This is a genomic window from Natronococcus sp. A-GB1, from assembly GCF_029688845.1.
Classification (GTDB): Archaea; Halobacteriota; Halobacteria; order Halobacteriales; family Natrialbaceae; genus Natronococcus.
The window spans coordinates 136,469-152,703 of sequence record NZ_JARUKW010000005.1 but is presented as its reverse complement, the minus strand read 5'-3'; the positions used below and the strand labels follow the sequence as shown (position 1 = coordinate 152,703).

The 16,235-nt window shown below is 66.5% G+C and carries 17 protein-coding genes; 8 read left to right on the top strand and 9 right to left on the bottom strand.

What is annotated here, in order from left to right; genetic code table 11:
* The first annotated feature begins 68 nt into the window (after window positions 1–68).
* Both QA600_RS07825 and QA600_RS07820 read left to right on the top strand, forming a co-directional pair.
* On the top strand, window positions 69–248 hold the full coding sequence (locus QA600_RS07825; RefSeq protein WP_278291387.1) for a hypothetical protein: 180 nt from the start codon (window positions 69–71) through the stop codon (window positions 246–248).
* Between the two features lie 135 nt (window positions 249–383).
* Window positions 384–1,238 (top strand): NAD+ synthase, encoded by an 855-nt coding sequence (locus tag QA600_RS07820; protein WP_278291386.1) that lies wholly within the window; start codon window positions 384–386, stop codon window positions 1,236–1,238.
* A 78-nt stretch (window positions 1,239–1,316) separates the two neighbouring features.
* Here QA600_RS07820 and QA600_RS07815 read toward each other — a convergent pair whose 3' ends face one another.
* The 3 genes from QA600_RS07815 to QA600_RS07805 are packed head-to-tail and all read right to left on the bottom strand — an operon-like array spanning window position 1,317 to window position 3,841.
* Complete coding sequence (locus QA600_RS07815; RefSeq protein ID WP_278291385.1) at window positions 1,317–2,309, bottom strand: alpha/beta fold hydrolase; 993 nt, start codon at window positions 2,307–2,309, stop codon at window positions 1,317–1,319.
* Between the two features lie 45 nt (window positions 2,310–2,354).
* A complete protein-coding gene (gene meaB / locus QA600_RS07810) occupies window positions 2,355–3,428 on the bottom strand; it encodes a methylmalonyl Co-A mutase-associated GTPase MeaB (protein WP_278291384.1) in 1,074 nt (357 codons plus the stop codon).
* Window positions 3,425–3,841 (bottom strand): cobalamin B12-binding domain-containing protein, encoded by a 417-nt coding sequence (locus tag QA600_RS07805; protein ID WP_278291383.1) that lies wholly within the window; start codon window positions 3,839–3,841, stop codon window positions 3,425–3,427. The genes meaB and QA600_RS07805 overlap by 4 nt, the downstream gene beginning before the upstream one ends.
* Window positions 3,842–4,071: 230 nt before the next feature.
* Between QA600_RS07805 and QA600_RS07800 the strand changes: the two genes are divergently transcribed.
* The gene (locus QA600_RS07800) at window positions 4,072–4,743 is read left to right on the top strand and encodes an HD domain-containing protein (RefSeq protein ID WP_278291382.1); all 672 of its coding nucleotides are present in this window, start codon (window positions 4,072–4,074) and stop codon (window positions 4,741–4,743) included.
* 96 nt (window positions 4,744–4,839) lie between these two features.
* Here QA600_RS07800 and QA600_RS07795 read toward each other — a convergent pair whose 3' ends face one another.
* Together QA600_RS07795 and QA600_RS07790 are read right to left on the bottom strand one after the other, a co-directional pair.
* Window positions 4,840–5,514 carry a LysE family transporter gene (locus QA600_RS07795; RefSeq protein ID WP_278291380.1) on the bottom strand — a complete coding sequence of 225 codons (675 nt, stop codon included), beginning with the start codon at window positions 5,512–5,514 and terminating at the stop codon, window positions 4,840–4,842.
* A gap of 52 nt (window positions 5,515–5,566) precedes the next feature.
* Window positions 5,567–5,719 carry a hypothetical protein gene (locus tag QA600_RS07790; RefSeq protein ID WP_278291378.1) on the bottom strand — a complete coding sequence of 51 codons (153 nt, stop codon included), beginning with the start codon at window positions 5,717–5,719 and terminating at the stop codon, window positions 5,567–5,569.
* A 314-nt stretch (window positions 5,720–6,033) separates the two neighbouring features.
* Between QA600_RS07790 and QA600_RS07785 the strand changes: the two genes are divergently transcribed.
* From QA600_RS07785 to QA600_RS07770, 4 genes are all read left to right on the top strand, one after another.
* Window positions 6,034–6,672, top strand: coding sequence for a TlpA family protein disulfide reductase (locus QA600_RS07785; RefSeq protein WP_278291377.1), 639 nt, complete (start codon window positions 6,034–6,036; stop codon window positions 6,670–6,672).
* 108 nt (window positions 6,673–6,780) lie between these two features.
* Window positions 6,781–7,479, top strand: a complete 699-nt coding sequence (locus QA600_RS07780) for an alkyl hydroperoxide reductase (RefSeq protein ID WP_278291376.1) — start codon at window positions 6,781–6,783, stop codon at window positions 7,477–7,479.
* A gap of 190 nt (window positions 7,480–7,669) precedes the next feature.
* Window positions 7,670–7,972 carry a hypothetical protein gene (locus QA600_RS07775; protein ID WP_005553764.1) on the top strand — a complete coding sequence of 101 codons (303 nt, stop codon included), beginning with the start codon at window positions 7,670–7,672 and terminating at the stop codon, window positions 7,970–7,972.
* Window positions 7,973–8,473, top strand: coding sequence for a hypothetical protein (locus tag QA600_RS07770; RefSeq protein ID WP_278291375.1), 501 nt, complete (start codon window positions 7,973–7,975; stop codon window positions 8,471–8,473).
* Between the two features lie 21 nt (window positions 8,474–8,494).
* On the opposite strand, the gene QA600_RS07765 is transcribed toward QA600_RS07770, so the two are convergent.
* A complete protein-coding gene (locus tag QA600_RS07765) occupies window positions 8,495–11,023 on the bottom strand; it encodes a DNA topoisomerase I (RefSeq protein WP_278291374.1) in 2,529 nt (842 codons plus the stop codon).
* Window positions 11,024–11,226: 203 nt separating this feature from the next.
* Window positions 11,227–12,591 carry a serine hydrolase gene (locus QA600_RS07760; RefSeq protein WP_278291373.1) on the bottom strand — a complete coding sequence of 455 codons (1,365 nt, stop codon included), beginning with the start codon at window positions 12,589–12,591 and terminating at the stop codon, window positions 11,227–11,229.
* Between the two features lie 196 nt (window positions 12,592–12,787).
* On the opposite strand from QA600_RS07760, the gene QA600_RS07755 reads away from it, so the two are divergent.
* The gene (locus QA600_RS07755) at window positions 12,788–14,239 is read left to right on the top strand and encodes an MATE family efflux transporter (RefSeq protein WP_278291371.1); all 1,452 of its coding nucleotides are present in this window, start codon (window positions 12,788–12,790) and stop codon (window positions 14,237–14,239) included.
* Here the strand turns inward: QA600_RS07755 and QA600_RS07750 are convergent.
* Complete coding sequence (locus QA600_RS07750) at window positions 14,236–15,753, bottom strand: flippase (RefSeq protein WP_278291369.1); 1,518 nt, start codon at window positions 15,751–15,753, stop codon at window positions 14,236–14,238. The two genes, QA600_RS07755 and QA600_RS07750, sit on opposite strands and share 4 nt — an antisense overlap.
* Window positions 15,754–15,837: 84 nt before the next feature.
* The gene (locus QA600_RS07745) at window positions 15,838–16,227 is read right to left on the bottom strand and encodes an FxLYD domain-containing protein (protein WP_278291367.1); all 390 of its coding nucleotides are present in this window, start codon (window positions 16,225–16,227) and stop codon (window positions 15,838–15,840) included.
* Window positions 16,228–16,235: the final 8 nt, after the last annotated feature.

The following is a 16,235-nucleotide window of genomic DNA, read 5'->3' as shown; positions in this document are numbered from 1 at the left end:
GAGGACCTCAAACCTGGACAGAGGTCGAGGCTGCCCTCGAGGACCCCCGGTACGAGGAGCTCGAGCTGGTGTCGGTCTCGGCGGAGTACACGACCCGCGGGGCGTTCGACGACCAGCAGGTCGTCACCGTTGAGGTCGCGAAACCGACTGACAGCGAGTTCCCCGCGCTCGGGACCGAGTTACACGGGCGACTCGCCGCTGAAATGGACCAGTCGATTATGCTCGAGGCTCCATTCGGCGACTACTAGCACGCGGGAACCGAATGGCCCGAGGAGGGCGAGGTCGCTGATGATCGTTCACCCGAAATCGGAGAGATCAGGCCCTGATCTGATAACGAAAGCGTATGGCTTTTCAGTCACACGCCCGGTTATCCAGTACTCACAATGGACACCCTCTACGAGCAAACACAAGAGGAGATCAGCCCCGTAGACCTTCGATTTTCCGAAGACGAGATGGAAGCGCAGATCGACCACCTGACCGACTTCATTCGCGAGCGCGTCGACGCGATGGGTGCCGACGGTGCGGAGATCGCGCTCTCTGGCGGCATCGACAGCACGGCGACCGCCTACCTCGCCGTCGAGGCGCTCGGCGCGGAGAACGTCCACGGCGTGCTCCTCCCCAAGGAAGTAAACGAGGACGAGAACATGAGCGACGCCGAACACGTCGCCGAGGAGCTGGGTATCGACTACGACGTGATCGGCATCGACTCGATCATGAAGGAGGTCCTGGACCAGGGCGACGCCGAGACCGAGAACCCCTCCGAGGACGAGTGGGAAGGACGCTACGTCGGCAACACCAGCGCCCGCGTCCGGATGACACTGATCTACCTGCTGGCCAACCGCGAGAACCGGATCGTGCTCGGCACCGGAAACCGCGCCGAACTCGGGACCGGCTACGTGACCAAGTACGGTGATGGTGGCGTCGACTGCAACCCGCTCGGCAACCTCTACAAGCAGCAGGTCCGACAGGTCGCGGCCCACCTGGGCGTCGACGAATCGGTCGTCCGGAAGACGCCGACCGGCGGGATGGTCGACTACGGCACCGACGAGGAGGAGATGGGGATGAGCTACGACACGCTCGACGCCGTCCTCGCGTTCCACATCGACGGCAACCTCCCCGCATCGGTGACGGCCCGACTGACCGACACCTCGATCGAGGCGGTCGAGCGCATCCAGGAGTTCCACGAGGAAAGCGAACACAAGCGGACCCCGCCGGCAGAACCGGAGCCGCTGTTCTGAGGTCTTCTCCTCTCGAGCCGTTTCGTTTTCTTTTCAGTCGAAAACTCGACAGCAGCGAGCTCTCGAGTCGGTCGCCCGTCAGACCTCGAGATCGGAGTCGGAGCCGATGCCAGAGTCCGAACCGGCTCCGGAGTCGACGCCGAGGTCGCTCTCGAGCAGCTCCGTCGTCAGGTACTCGACGAACTTCTTGGGGTGTTCGGCGTGGGGGAGCTGGGTCGCGTAGTCGATGACGACAAGGTCCCGATCGGCCGCGTCCGCGAGGGTTCGTCCCTCCCGCAGCGGGACGAGTTCGGCGTCCCGACCCCAGACGAGCGTGGTCGGCGTCTCGAGCGCGGCGAGTTCGGTCTGGAGGTCGAAGTCGGGATCGAGCGTCCCCGCAACGAAGGAAGCGGGGGCGTACCGGGCGCCGGGCTGGTGGGCGCTCGTCCAGGCGTACTCGACCTCGTCGTCGTCGATCCGATCTGGATCGTAGTAGCCGTCCCGGTCGTAGAAGTACCGGATCGACGGCTTGCTCGCCACCAGATTGAACAGTGTCGTGCCGACGACGGGTGCGCGGATCAGCGATCGTAGCCACGGGCGGCTGTCGCCGGTGTCGCCGGTCGGGCCGATCAACACCAGGTGCTCGAACTCGCTGTCCGTGGCCGCGTCGACGGCGAACGTCCCGGTCAACGAGGACGCGATGACGATCGGCTCGTCGGTGACGTCGGCCGCGAAATCCCGGACGAACTCGGCGTACAGTCCCGCAGAGTAGACCAGCGGTGGCCGCTCGGAGCGGCCGAAGCCGGGCAGGTCAACGGCGACGACGCGGTAGTTCTCGGCCAGCAGCTCGATGACGGGTTCGAACTCGTAGTTGCTGGCGCCGGCGTGGATTCCGTGGAGCAGCAGTAGATCGTCGTCGTTCGGATCGCCGGCGACGGTGTAGCTCACTTCCATTCCCCGCCAGCGGTACGTCCGCTCGAGTCCGGGCAGTCGGTGCTCGAACTTGCTGGCGCGGCGCTTCAGGAGTCGGTTGCCGAGTACGGCCGCCCCGGCGGTACCGACGAGACCTCCCAGAACTGTTCGGATTCGCATACCATTCGTACCGCGGCGAACGCCTTATGCCTGCGGTTGGCACAGCTACGGGTTCCGAGTCTCGAGCTCCGCGAGGCAGTCCTCGACCGGCGACAGCACCTCGTCGGCGACGGTGTAGGGGTCGGTCTCACCCGCCGCGACCGCCGCCGCGAGGTCGTCGATCCCGCCAGCGCGCTCGAGTTCGTCCTCGAGCATGGCGTGAACGTCCTCGCGCAGCAGGGTTCGGATCTCCTCGGCCGAGCGCTGGCGGGCCTTTTCCGCGTGGGCGCCGGAGTCGACGAGGTACTCGCGGTGGGCCACAAGCTCGTCGATGAAGTCGTCGACGCCGGTCCCGTCGGTGGCAACCGTCTCGACGATGGGCGTCGTCCACGTCGCGCGCTCCTCGGGGTCGTCCTGCGTCGCAACCGCGGAGCCACCGACGTCGCCCCCCGCGTCGGCGCCGTGGTGACCGCTCCCACTGAGGCCGCTCCCGGAACCGAGTTCGATCATCTCTCGGAGCTCCTGGACCGTTCGATCGGTGCCGGGACGGTCGGCCTTGTTGACGACGAAGACGTCCGCGATCTCGAGGATGCCGGCTTTGAGCGTCTGGACGTCGTCGCCCGATCCCGGCGGGACGAGTACGGCGACCGTATCTGCGGTACGGACGATGTCGATCTCGTTCTGGCCGGCGCCGACGGTTTCGATGATGATTTTGTCCTTCCCGAAGGCGTCCATTGCCTTGACGGCGTCCGCAGTGGCGGTCGAGAGCCCGCCCAGCGTCCCGCGGGCGCTCATCGAGCGCACGAAGACGTCCATATCCCCGACCGTCGAGGCCATTCGGATCCGATCGCCCAGCACCGCCCCGCCGGTAAACGGCGAGGAGGGGTCGATCGCGATGACGCCGACGGTCTCGCCGCGCTCGCGGTAGGTCTCGGCGAGCTTGTCGACCAGCGTCGACTTCCCCGCGCCGGGACTGCCTGTGATCCCGATCACCTCGGCCTCGCCCGTGTGGGCGTACAGCTTGGAGATCAGCTCCCGGTAGCCCGGCGCGCGGTTCTCGATCTTCGAAATCGTCCGGGCCAGCGCGCGGTGTTTCCCCTCGAGGAGTTCCGCCAGCAGCGTCTCGTCGTCGGCGTTCATCGGTCGGGAGCGTTCTCGCGGACGAACTCGATCGTCTCCTCGATCGACGTCCCGGGGCCGAAGATCGCGGAGACGCCCTCGGCCTCGAGTTCGGGACGGTCCTCCTCGGGGATGACGCCGCCGACGAGGACGAGGGTGTCGTCCTTCGCGTCGTACTCCTCGAGTCCGCTCATGATCTTCGGGACGAGCGTGTCGTGGGCGCCGGAGAGGATCGAGATCCCCAGCACGTCGACGTCCTCCTGGACTGCCGCCTGGACGATCTCCTCGGGGGCTTTGTGCAGTCCCGAGTAGATGACCTCGAACCCGGCGTCGCGGAACGCGCGCGCGATGACATGTGCTCCCCGATCGTGGCCGTCGAGACCGACCTTGGCGACCAGACAACGGATCGACTCCTGCTCCTGTTCACTGCTCATACGCTCCCTTCCCGAGCCGGCTGTTTGACTTTAACGGAAATTCCTGCAAATCTCTCCGGCCCGGTCCGTTCGTCGGCGGGGGATCGGCTCGGTCGCGGTCGAAACGGTACCGAACCGGACAGCTCCAGGCGACCGTGCCAACAACCACCATTCCGAACCAAAGGCCTAAGAGCGAAACCAGCTTACATTCACCCAATGAGTATCGTACATCTATTGCGGAGGGATCTCTCATGGGCGTCGAAATAAAAGAAACCCGAGTAACCGACGCCGAGTTCGAGGCGATGCAGGAGTTCGTCTTTGAGTACCTCGCCGCGAGCGTCGAGAAGGAAGAGGAGGGCGGACGGATGCGCTGGTACCCCTGGCACTCCGCGGAGTACCGGCACAACCACATCCTCAACGTCGTCTCGCTGGCCGAGGAGATCGCTCGGAAGGAGGGCGCCGACGTCGACATCACCCGCGTCGCCGCGCTCTTTCACGACGTCGCGAAACTCGAGACCGACCAGGACCTCCATCCCGAGGCCGGCGCCCGCGTCGCCCGCGAGTACCTCGAGTCCCGCGCCGAGTACCCCGACTCGTTTATCGACCAGGTGTGTCGCGCCGTCGAACAGCACGCCTACCAGGGCGACCTGAACGACGTCTCGCTCGAGACCCAGTGTCTGATCGAGGCCGACCTGCTTGACAAGATCGGCGCCAACGGCACTGCCCTGATGCTGTTGCGGATGGGCTACGAGGCTCGGACCCACATGGACACCGACGAGATGGTCGATCGGGTCTTAGAACGCGGCTACGACGCCGCTTCGCGGGTCGAAAGCGACACCGCCGAAGGGATCGCCCACCAGCGGCTCAAGCGCGTCAAGTGGTTCCGCGAGTGGCTCGAGGACGAGATCGCGGCGATGGGTTGAAACGGGACCGACGTCCAACAACCCGTCCGCCTCGTCGTCGAACCGACCGCTTTTGCGTATAACGGGCTGCCTCGAGCGACGCGTCCCGGCCCCGTCTCAGGCGAGTCCCATCGTCCCGACCGCGAGGAAGACGACGCCGAAGCCCGCCAGCACGAGCGCGCTGCCCGCGGCGACGATCGGCGCCAGCGCGTCGACCCGCCGACCGGCCGACACCAGCCCCGCAGGGTAGAGAACGATCCAGACTGCGATCCCGCCGAAGAAGCCGGCCAGCAGCGCGGGCGAGCCGGTTTCGACGACGAGCGCTCCCTCGAGGGCGGCGCCGGCGGCCGGAACGTGTGCGAGAACGTCCAGCGATCCCGGTCGGAGCAGGCCGACGCCGGCGGTGAGCCAGAACCCGATCTGGTAGGGGTTGGTCAGCGACAGCGCGAACGTCTTGCGAAACCCGGTCGAGGTCGCGTGGCCCCCGTCGGTAAAGGAGGTCGCGGCCCGCGCCTCCCGGATCGCGCCGACGGCGAAGTAACACATGAGCAGTCCGCCGAGCAAGTAGAGCACGGGACGGACGAGCGGGTAGCGATCGATCACGGCCACGACGCCGGCAAGCGTGAGCACGAAGAACAGCACGTCGGCGAGCATCGCGCCGAGTCCCGCCCGGAAGCCAGCCGACCAGCCGCGGACGACGCTCTCCTCGGCGATTATCGCGTTCATCGGTCCCGGCGGCGCGGCGAGTGCGATGCCGAAGAGGACGCCGGCGAGCGCGGTGGCGACTGGCACGGTGTTCGGTCCATACTCCGTCGCCGATCGTGAAAAACGACGCGTTCGGCGGCTACTCGAGGCTGCCGGGAATGAACTGGCAACCACAGGGCGAGGCCACCCCCTCGGTCGGTCCGGTCAGCGTCACCGTTACGATCGGTCGCCCGCAGACGGGACAGTCGGGAAGCGTCCCTGGGGACGTCGAGTCGGCGGCGTCGCGGGTCATCGCTCACCCTGATTGGGGGCCTGCAGTCGTCTCGAGCGAGGCATCGAACGTGTCGCGCGGTCGTGGATCATGGATTTGGCTCGGCTCCCACTCGAGACGGTGGCTCCCGAGTCGGCGTTCGACTGAACGTTCACCCGAGCAATCTTATTCCTACTGGTGATTATCGTTCGCTGCGTCGTGACCGCTTCGCGGCTGTGTCGGACGGCAGGTAACTCTTTGCCGTCGACGCCCGATACTGCGCATATGGATCGACTCCGCGACCGTCTGCCGGCGGGTACGCTTCGGAGCCGACGTCCGGGGGCGGCGAGGGTGCGATGGGACTGAGACGCCGAACGCTGCTCGTGGTCGCCGGGGCGAGCGCGGTCGCGGGCTGTCTCGAGGACGACGCAGCGGACGATTCCGATTCCGACGGCAACGGTGACGACGGCGGCGACGAGCCCGAATCGCCGCCGCTCGAGCTACGAACGGTCGACGCACCCGGCAGCGAGGCCGGGACGACGACCGTCCCGGGCGAGGGACAGGTCACGTTTCTCAACCCGACGCGGACGCTGTGTCCGACGAGCGAGGGGCTGATCGAGACGATCGGCGACGCCAGAGCCGACCTCGAGTCCCGGTACGACGTCGGTCCGGACGGCGACGTTCGGTTCATCTCGATGGTCGACCCCCGCTCCGGCCCGAATCCCTCCGAGGAGGAACTTGCCGACTGGTGGGTCGAACACGGCGGCGAGTGGACGGTCGGGATCGACGAGGACGGAACGATCAACGACTACTACGAGGTCAACGGGTTCCCGACAGTGCTGGCTCTCGACGCCGACGGCGAGGTCCACTGGCGCGACACGGGCGGCACCGGCGCCAGCAACATGAGAAGAGGGATCGAGTGCGCCCTGGAGGCCGAGCCCGAAACGCCGGATCCGGAGGACGCACCCGACGACGCGAACGAGTCGACGGAGTGACCGAATCGGAGAACCCTTTTTCGTCCGGATCGTACGCGTGAGCATGAACGACCGTCCCGCTCGTCGACCGATTGCCCGCGTCGATCGCCCTCGAGGGGGGAGCGACCGATGAGGCGTCGCGACCTCGTCGCCGGGATCGGTAGCCTCGGCGTGCTCGCGGGCGCAGGGTCGATCGTGCGCTACGGCCCGCCTTCGGTTGGCGGCGACGGCGATATCGACGACGAGACCGAGGACGACGGAGACGAGGACGAGGAGTGGCCCATCGAGGTCGAGACGATCGAGGCCCGCGGAAGCGAGGCCGGGACGGTGACTGTCCCCTCCGAGGACGTCATGGTCCTCATGTTCTTCGTCAACGGCTGTGGCAACTGCCAGGTCCAGGCCGGACGGCTCGCCGACGCCAGGGCGGAACTCGAGGCCGACCACGGCGAGGACGTCCGATTCCTGTCGCTGACCTACGACTCCGAAGAGCAGATCCCGCCCGACGAGCTCCGTGAGTGGTGGGAGACCCACGGCGGGAACGGCTACGTGAGCTACGACGCCTCGAGACCGATGCAGGAGTACGCGGCCGTCGGCTACCCCGTGACGATCGTCGTCGACCCCGACGGGGAGGAACACTGGCGCGAGACGGGGACGACGGGCGGTCGCGAGATCGCGTCGGCGGTCGAGCGCGTCCTCGAGGCGACGGCCGACGAGAACGACGAGGAGTCGAACGGAAACGAGTCGTCGGACGGCGACGCTGCGAACGAGAGCGACGGCGCGGACGACGAAGCGGAGACAGCCGAAGACGACCCCGAGGGGTCGGACTGATCGTCTCGAGTCGCCACCGTTCCTGGACGGCTTTGTGACCGACCTGGCGACTGTCGAAAGTTTCGTCTTAGGGGGAAGACCGATAGTGGAATCTGCCCTCTCGACGCGTTCGCCGTTCTCAAGATGGGCAGATCGAAATAGCGGTCCAGCTGGCACAATAGCTAAGTTCTGTGTGTACGAATGTACACACGTGAGTTCGAGCAAACGAGTCCAGTTCCGCGCGCCCGAACAGTTGATCGAACAGGCGGATATCCTGGCGACGGCAGCGGACCGCGACCGAACGGACGTGATCATCGAGGCACTTCGTTCGTATCTGCGTGAATCGTCCGAGAGCGATGACGTGAAGCGTGATATCGCTAACGCGTACTACGACGGGACCATTCAGTACGACGAAATGAAGGCGGTTCTCGGACCAAAAGAAGCCGAGAACCTTCGACTGCTCAAGGACCAGCTCGAGGATGACGAGCTCGCGGAAGACGTTGCGAACCTATAGATGGTCGTCGTCGCAGACACGTCCGCTCTCGTCAGCCTCGCGATTGCGAGCAACGAGCGTCCAATTCGGCTTCTCTTTACGGAGTACGACGTTCAGGTTCCGCCCGCAGTCGTTGAAGAACTCGAGGAGATCGCTGCCCACGACGATGTGCATGCGGAGGCAGCAACGCGGGTACTTGGTCACCTAGCCGAAGAGCATATCCGGCAACCGAGTGAGCAGCCGGAGTATCCACTCGACGAGGGTGAAACGGCGGCTATCGCGCTCGCGAACGAGGTGAACGCCGAGATATTCCTGTGTGACGAGTACGGTGAACTCTCGACAGTGCACGCACTCTTATCGGGTTCCCGGCTTCTCACGACGCCCAAGATGATCGAAGCACTCGTTCTGCGGGACGTTCTTTCGGCCGAGGACGCACGAGTAGCGCTTTCGGAGATGGTGGATGAGCGAAGCTGGCGCAACAATTCGTACGTCCGGCAGTTTCTTGCTCGCTTCCAAGATTGAATCCCGGAGCGCGTACCGACACTACGCCTTCGCCTGCCAGCTCCGAACCCGATCCGCGCTGACGCCGTCGACGTCGTCGGCGACCGCGTCGGGGTCGGCGTCGCTCAGATCCTCGAGGCTCTCGATACCCGCGTCGACGAGTTTCTCGACGGTCTTGGCGCCGACGCCGTCGAGGCTCTCGAGGTCCGACCCGCTGTCAGCCTCGCGGGCCTGGAACTCCTGGTAGTTACAGATCGGACAGCCGAGCTCCCAGGGCTCGTCGCCGCTGTGGACGACGAGTTCGGGGAGCTCGTGTTCTTCACAGTGCTCGTCGGTGACCTCGATCTCGCCACGGCGGGGTAGCGGCAGCGAGTACTCACAATCAGGGTAGCGGGTACAACCCACCAGTCGGGAGCCGCTCTGGAGGGTCTTGATGACGAGTTCGCCGTCCGCTTCGGCGGTTTCACCGCCTTCGCCTCGCGACGTCGGAGACGTCGCGCCCTCCCCACAGTCCGGACAGTCGCCCAGGATCTCGCCCTCGCCCGCCTCGTCGGCCTTACACAGGGGACAGCCGTGGACGAACGTCTGGCGGCCGGCGAGCATCTTCACCTCGTTGAGCCCGTGCTCCTCGCACTCGCCGTCCATGATCAGCGGCTTGCCCGTCGAGGGCAGCGGTAGCGTGTTCTCGCAGTCGGGGTAGCCGTCACAACCGATGAAGTACGAGCCGTGGCGGCTCTGACGGACGAGCAAGTCCTCGCCGCACTCCGGGCAGGGGCCGAGGCGCTTGTCGTCTTTCAGCGACTTCCGGAGGTGGTCGCCGATCTCCTCGCGTGAGTCCGCGAGGTTCGCGAAGATCTCCTCGAGCATCTCGCGGGACTCGTCGGTCACGTCCTCGAGGTCGGCCTCGCCGGAGGCGATGGCGTCCATGTCGGCCTCGAGCTGGGCGGTCATCCCCTCGCTGACGACGCGGTCGGCGTAGCTCTCGGCGGCGTCGACGACCGCCATCGCCAGCTTCGTTGGCCGGGGCGGATCGCTCTCGATGTAGCCCCGGTCGTAGAGCTTCTCGAGCGTGTTGTGGCGGGTCGACTTCGTTCCCAGCCCGAGATCCTCCATGGTCTCGATCAGCCGCGACTGGCCGTACCGGCGGGGCGGCTGTGTCTCCTTCTCCTCGAGCCCGACGCCCTCGATCGAAAGCTCCTCGCCGGTCTCGACGTCGGGGACGTAGTTCTCCGTCGTGTTGAAGTAGGGGTAGACGTCGTGATAGCCCGGTTCGACGAGGCGCTTGCCGTTCGCCTTCAGGCGGGCGTCGTCGACTTCGGCGACGACCTTGAGGTGTTCCCATTCGGCGGGGTCGGCGACGGTCGCGTAGAATCGGCGGACGACCAGCTCGTAGATCTCCCACTCGTCGTCGCTGACGTCCCCGCCGCGGCTCGGAATCTCGCCGGTCGGGTGAATCGGCGGGTGGTCGGTCGTCTCCTCGTCACCCTCCGTGGGTCGGATCTCGTCGGCCTCGAGCAGCGAGTCGGCCGACTCGCCAAGCGTCGAGTGGCCAACGAACTCCTCGAGCAGCTCCTCGGGATCGAGGTCGTCGGGGTAGACGGTGTTGTCCGTTCGGGGGTAGGTGATGTAGCCCGCCGTGTACAGATCCTCGGCGATCGACATCGCGCGCTTGGCCGAGTAGCCGATCGCGCTGGCCGCGCGGATGAACTGGGTCGTGTTGAACGGCGCGGGCGGCGCGTCGGTTCGCGTCCGTCGGTTGACGTCGACGACCGTCGCGGCGTCGCGTCCCGACAGGGTCTCGTAGACCTCGTCGGCGCGGGCCTCCGCCCAGACGCGCTCGGCCTCGTTGTCGTCCTCGTCGCGGTAGAAGTACTGAGCTTCGAAACTCGTCTCGTCCTTGACGAGGTCGGCAAAGAGCTCCCAGTAGGTCTCGGGATCGAACGCCTGGATCTCCCGCTCGCGGTCGACGATCAGCTTGAGGGTGGGGGACTGCACCCGCCCGACCGAAATAAAGTCGTTGCCGAGCTGGCCGGCCGACAGCGAGAGGAATCGGGTGAGCGCGGCGCCCCAGATCAGGTCGATGATCTGGCGGGCCTCGCCCGCCGCGGCGAGGTCGAAGTCCAGCTCGTCGGGCTCGTCGAAGGCGTTCTGGACCTCGTTTTCGGTGATCGAGGAGAACCGAACCCGTCTAATGGGGACGTCCTCGTCGACCTCGCGGACGATGTCGTAGGCCTCCTTCCCGATGAGTTCGCCCTCGCGGTCGTAGTCGGTCGCGATCGCGACCCGTTCGGCCCGGCGGGAGAGGATCCGCAGGGTGGCGACGATGTTCTCCTTCGTCGCCGTCTTCTCGATGTTCGCATCGATGAGCTCGACGGGTTCGACGTCGCGCCAGTCTGAGTACTCCGCGGGGAAGTCGACGCCGACGACGTGGCCAGATAGCCCCACACAGCGCTTACCGCCCCACTCGTAGACGTTGACGCCGTTCTCGCGGCTCGAGTCGTACGTCCCACCGCTCAGGATGTCGGCGATCCGGCGCGCGGCGTTGTCCTTCTCCGTGATGATCAGCTCCACCGCCGATCACCTCGCGGCTCGAGCGGTAGAACCGGTGCGACAGTCACGATCATGGTCGCCCGGTACGGCTGAGGATTTGATAACGCTTTCGGCAAAACCCGCAGACAGCGCGGGTGTGCGTGCGTTACGCGGGCGTTGCGCTCGCGCGCGTGTGAGGACCCTACTTGGTCCAGTAGCGGCGACGAGGTCGCCCCGACCGCGGATCAGCGCTGGTGTAACCGCCACCGGTCGACGTACAGGCACAGGTCGTCGCCGTCGCGCTCGAAGCGCACCGGCTGGCGATCGCCCGCAGTCGTCAGCGCGTGGAACTCGCCGGCCTCGAGGTCGTCCGGGATCAGCGGCGTCCAGGAGCCGTCCTCGATCGGACCGCCGACGCGCAGGCGAAGGGTCCCTCCCTCGACGCTGACTTCACCCCGCTTGATGCCGCGATAGGATTCGTACTCGCCGGCCAGTTCCTCGAGCCGGCGCTTTCGCGCGAAAAACGGCAGGTCGACGGGATTCTCGCCGACCAGCGCCGCGAAGACACCCTTCCCGAGTTCCGCGAGACCGTACCCCGGCGAGGCGTTTGCCAGCAGCGCGACTCCGAGCCCCTCGTCGGGCGAGAAACCGGCGTACGCCGTCGAGACGACGACCGAGCCGCCGTGACCGATCAGCTCGCGACCGGCGACCTCGCGGGTGCGCCAGCCGTAGCCGTACGGACCCGACGGCGTCTCGGCATACGCGCCGTAACACGGCTCGAGTCTCTCCTCGCTGATGATCTCCGTACCGTCGACCGTGCCACCGTTGAGGTGCAGTCGCAGGTAGCGCGCGAGGTCGGTCACGGGCGCGAGCAGGCCACCCGCTGCCGCGCTGCGCTCGCGGACGGGGACGGGGGCGGGTTCGAGGGAGGCGTCCTCGCCCTCACCGGCGAAGTACGGCGTCATCCGATCGTCGAAGCCTTCGAAGACGTCGCCGTCGTACGTTGAACGGGCCATCGCGAGCGGCTTGAGGACCTCGTCTTCGACGTACGCCGTAAACGAGCGTCCGGTGACGGCTTCGATCACTTCGCCGACGAGCGTGTAGCCGGAGTTGCAGTACAGCCAGTGCTCGCCGGGGTCGCCGACGATCTCGTCGCGCGCACCGTCGACGTGAGTGTGGAAATCGTCCCGGGTCCCGAGGGGGACGTGCGACTCGCCGACCTCGAGCTGGCGGGCGATCAGGGCCTCACTGACCGCGAGCGAGGGGTAGCCGGAGGTGTGACTGAGCAGATGGTGAAGCGTCACGTCGTCGGGAACGTCAATCTCGAGATGTGTCGCCACGGGGTCGTCGAACGCGAGGACGCCGGCGTCGACGAGTCGTGCCACCGCAAGCGCGGCGAACGATTTCGAGACTGAGCCGATGCCGTAGACGGTTTCGGGCGTGGCGGGATCGTTCGCCGCGAGATCCCGCGATCCGTAGCCGCGCGCGTAGACGGTGTCGTCCCCGTCGGTGATCGCGAGGCTCAATCCCGGAATCTCGTCTCCTTGCAGTCGGTCGCGCAGCAACGAATCGATCCGATCGGTGGTCGTCGGCTCGAGGGTGTCGGCCATAGCGATGTGCTTCGGCCGGCCGTTCATCAATGGTGAGGTGTTCGCATCGAAGCCGTCGGCCTCGCCGCGCTCGGTCGGGCTCGAGATCGGCAAAAGCCGGCAACGAAACTGGGGAGTCGAGCCCTTTTCTCCCTCGGAGCGAGAAGGCATCGAAAGCGCCGTGGCAGAGCCGGAACCCGACCGTAAACGCGTCGACATGACAACGGGGGCGATCCCGCCGAAGCTGCTCCACCTAGCCTGGCCGCTCGTACTCGGCAACCTCCTGCAGACGTTCTACAACCTGGCGGATATGTTCTGGGTCGGCCGCGTGAGCAGCGAGGCCGTCGCCGCCGTCTCCCTGATGTTTCCGCTCTCGTGGATGTTCGTCTCGACGGCGATGGGACTCACCGCAGCGACCATCGCGCTGGTCTCCCAGTACGTCGGCGCCGACGACGACCGGATGGCCGATCGGGTCGTCGCCCAGACGATCCTGCTCGCACTGGCCGTCTCGACGGCGCTCGCCGCCGTCGGTCTCTACTTCCGGCGACCGCTGCTCGTCCTGATCGGCGCCCGCGACCGGGTGTTCGTCGAGGCGCTCGCCTACATCGAGGTCATCTTCCTCGCGCTGCCGCTCACCTTCCTCTTTTTCGCGTTCCGCTCGTCGCTCCAGGGCGCCGGCGACACGAAGACGGCGATGTGGCTCGTGCTGATCTCGGCCGGGCTCAACGTCGTCCTCGATCCGTTCTTCATCCTCGGCTGGGGACCGTTCCCCGAGATGGGAACTCGAGGTGCGGCCGTCGCGACGTTTATCGCCCGCGCGTTCGCCACCGTCGCCGGGATCGCCATTCTGCTCGACGGGCGGTTCGGCGTTCGGCTCCGGCTCGGCGACCTGACTCCCAACCTCGCAATTCAGCGCCAGCTGGTCGACATCGGCTACCCGGCGACGATCGACGGCTGGGCACGCAGCTTCGCGTCGGTCGCGATGGCCGGCTTCGTCGCCCGCTTCGGGGCCGCGCCAACCGCGGCGTACGGGATCGGCGTCCGGTTCATGTCGGTGACGTGGGCCGTCGCTGGCGCGGTCGGCAACGCGACCGCAACTGGAGTCGGGCAGAACCTCGGGGCGGGTACGCCGGATCGGGCCGCCGCGGTCGCCCGGGTCGCGACCGCGGGGACGATGCTCCTGATCTTCGCGGTCGCCGCCGTCCTCGTCGCCTTCCCCGCCCAGGCGATGCGGATCTTCGTCGCCGACCCAGAGGTGATCGCCGAGGGCGTTCTCTTTCTCCGGATCATGGCGCCGTTCTGGGCGCTGTTCGCCGGCGTGATGGTCCTCCAGGGGGCGTTCCGGGGCGCGGGGAACACCCGCGAGGCGATGGTGCTTTCGTTCCTCTCGCGGTGGATCTTCCGGGTCCCGGTCGCGTTGGTGCTCGCCTTTACCGCCGTGACGGTGCCGTTCGTCGGCGTGACGATTCCGACCGTGGCCGCGATCGATCTCGGCGTCGCGGGGATCTGGTGGGCGTTCTCGTTCGGGATGGTCGCTTCGTTCGTCGTCGCCGTGCTCTGGTTCCGGCTCGGGACCTGGACCGAGGGCGTCATCGACGAGGCAGGCGAGCAGCGAGAGGCTCAGATCGGCTCGAGCGCTGGCGACGAAAGCGAGGTGCTCGATCCCTAACTCGAGCCGCCGACGGGGAGCCACTTTCGCAGCGTCGGGCTGAACTCGGCGGCCATGCGGGCGTCGTCGTCAGTGAAGGCGTCCGTGAGGACGAGCGTTCCCGCGTAGGTGGCGACGACGACGATCGGCAGGACGACGACGGTCAGGAGATCGGACTCGAGGACGTAGACGATCGGCGCACCGGCGACGGCCGCCGGGATACCGGCACCGACGATCTTCGCGAAATCCCGGGTGAACGGGTGGATCCCGTCGAGGTAGTAGATCTCCGCGAGGGTGAGTCCGCCGACGAGAAAGAGCGCGGTCGCCGAACCGATCGCGGCGCCCTCCATCCCGAGAAACGGGACGAGCGTGAACGAGACGAGGAGGTTGACGCCGAAGAGGACGAGGGTGTTAGCGAAGACGAACCGGGAGTAGCCAAGGCCCTGCAGCAGCGAGCCGTCGGGGCCGCCGAAGGTGACGTTGAAGAGGAAGGCGACGGCGAGGAGGGCAACGACGGCGGTCGCCTCGGCGTACTGGGGCGTGTAGAGCACCGCGAGGAAGGAACTCGCACCCAGCGAGAGGAAGATGGCGACGGGCAGCGTGATGCCGGCGATCCAGCGGGCCATGATCCGGAACCGCTGTTCGACGAGGCCGATATCGTTCCGGCTCTCGGCGATCAGGGGTTTGAACACGGGCGACAGCGAGTTGAAGATGATCATCAGCCCGGAGCCGAGCATGTAGCCGACGCGGTAGATCCCAACGTCATCGGAGTCGAGGAAGAAGCCGAGCACGAAGTAGTCGACGTGGCCCATCAGGACGAAGACGACACTGGTCATCGCCAGCGGGACCGAGTACTTCACCAGCGGACCGGGCGCGACCAGCTCGAGCTCCCGCGAGAGCAGATCCCAGGCCTTGTAGGTGAAGACGGCGGCGCCGACCGTGATCGCGACGAACAGCCCGACGATGTAGCCGGCGACGAGCCCGAGCAGGCCGAACCCCGCGAGCAACAGCCCGGCGGTGGCCGTAAACCGGACGATCGGGCGAACCAGATCCCGCATGATGACCCGGTACTGGAGCTTCTTGATGCTGTAGTAGGAGGTCAACAGGACGTTGTAGATCGCCAACATCGGGATCGTCACCGAGAGGAGCAGGAGTCCGACCCGCAGTGCCGGCTCCTCGAAGAACTCGGCGAAGGCGGCGGCGCTGAGCGCGAGCGCGAGCGCGACCAGCGACGACGTCACCAGCACCGTCGCGGTCACCTGGACGATCACGCCCTTGGCCTTCCCGTACTCGTCGTCGTCGAGGTACTGGGGGACGAAGTAGTCGATCGCGAGCGGGAGCCCGAGGTTGGCGAAGACCTGCATGAACAGGATGACCGACGTCGCCAGCACGAACAGCCCGTAGACGGAGGGGCTGACGAACCGCGTCATCAGCATGACGATCGCAAACCCCATCGCGCCGTTGATCACGTTTCCGGCGAACGTGATGCTACCCTGCTTGGCGAGCGTGGTAACGCCCTCGTCCTGATCGGTCATGACAACGTTGGGTGTGGGTGGTCGCGACGTCCTGCGAGCGTCGTGTGCGGCCGTCGGCACGTCCCTGCGGTCGGCTCGAGCACGTCAGACACCCGTCGCCGGCTCGAGCTCGTAGCTATCGACCGCGGCGGCCTCCTCGCCGAAGTGAGGGAACTCCGCGTCGAACGGCCACTCCTCGCCCTCGGCGACGTCCTCCTCGACGTTCTCGATGACGCTCTCGAGCTCCTCGCCGTCCTCGTCGAAGAACGTCGCTCGGATCTCGACGTACGACAGCGTTCGCTCCCCCGCGTTCCTGACGACGCCCCAGACGTAGACGCGTTCCTCGTCGGTACCCGGGTCGTCGCGCACGAGGTCGTCCCAGACGATCTCGACGTCGGCGGGTTCGGTGATCTCCTCGGCGTCCTCGGTGAAGTACTCGAGACAGCCCGACACCGACAGCGAGGTGGCGACGGCCAGGAACGCGCGGCGGTGCATCGAGTCGG

Excerpts from the sequence above, each read along its gene's own strand:
- QA600_RS07820 (WP_278291386.1), top strand. The coding sequence starts at position 384 with ATGGACACCCTCTACGAGCAAACACAAGAGGAGATCAGCCCCGTAGAC.
- QA600_RS07815 (WP_278291385.1), bottom strand. The coding sequence starts at position 2,309 with ATGCGAATCCGAACAGTTCTGGGAGGTCTCGTCGGTACCGCCGGGGCG.
- meaB (WP_278291384.1), bottom strand. The coding sequence starts at position 3,428 with ATGAACGCCGACGACGAGACGCTGCTGGCGGAACTCCTCGAGGGGAAA.
- QA600_RS07805 (WP_278291383.1), bottom strand. The coding sequence starts at position 3,841 with ATGAGCAGTGAACAGGAGCAGGAGTCGATCCGTTGTCTGGTCGCCAAG.
- QA600_RS07800 (WP_278291382.1), top strand. The coding sequence starts at position 4,072 with ATGGGCGTCGAAATAAAAGAAACCCGAGTAACCGACGCCGAGTTCGAG.
- QA600_RS07790 (WP_278291378.1), bottom strand. The coding sequence starts at position 5,719 with ATGACCCGCGACGCCGCCGACTCGACGTCCCCAGGGACGCTTCCCGAC.
- QA600_RS07785 (WP_278291377.1), top strand. The coding sequence starts at position 6,034 with ATGGGACTGAGACGCCGAACGCTGCTCGTGGTCGCCGGGGCGAGCGCG.
- QA600_RS07780 (WP_278291376.1), top strand. The coding sequence starts at position 6,781 with ATGAGGCGTCGCGACCTCGTCGCCGGGATCGGTAGCCTCGGCGTGCTC.
- QA600_RS07770 (WP_278291375.1), top strand. The coding sequence starts at position 7,973 with ATGGTCGTCGTCGCAGACACGTCCGCTCTCGTCAGCCTCGCGATTGCG.
- QA600_RS07760 (WP_278291373.1), bottom strand. The coding sequence starts at position 12,591 with ATGGCCGACACCCTCGAGCCGACGACCACCGATCGGATCGATTCGTTG.
- QA600_RS07755 (WP_278291371.1), top strand. The coding sequence starts at position 12,788 with ATGACAACGGGGGCGATCCCGCCGAAGCTGCTCCACCTAGCCTGGCCG.
- QA600_RS07750 (WP_278291369.1), bottom strand. The coding sequence starts at position 15,753 with ATGACCGATCAGGACGAGGGCGTTACCACGCTCGCCAAGCAGGGTAGC.
- QA600_RS07745 (WP_278291367.1), bottom strand. The coding sequence starts at position 16,227 with ATGCACCGCCGCGCGTTCCTGGCCGTCGCCACCTCGCTGTCGGTGTCG.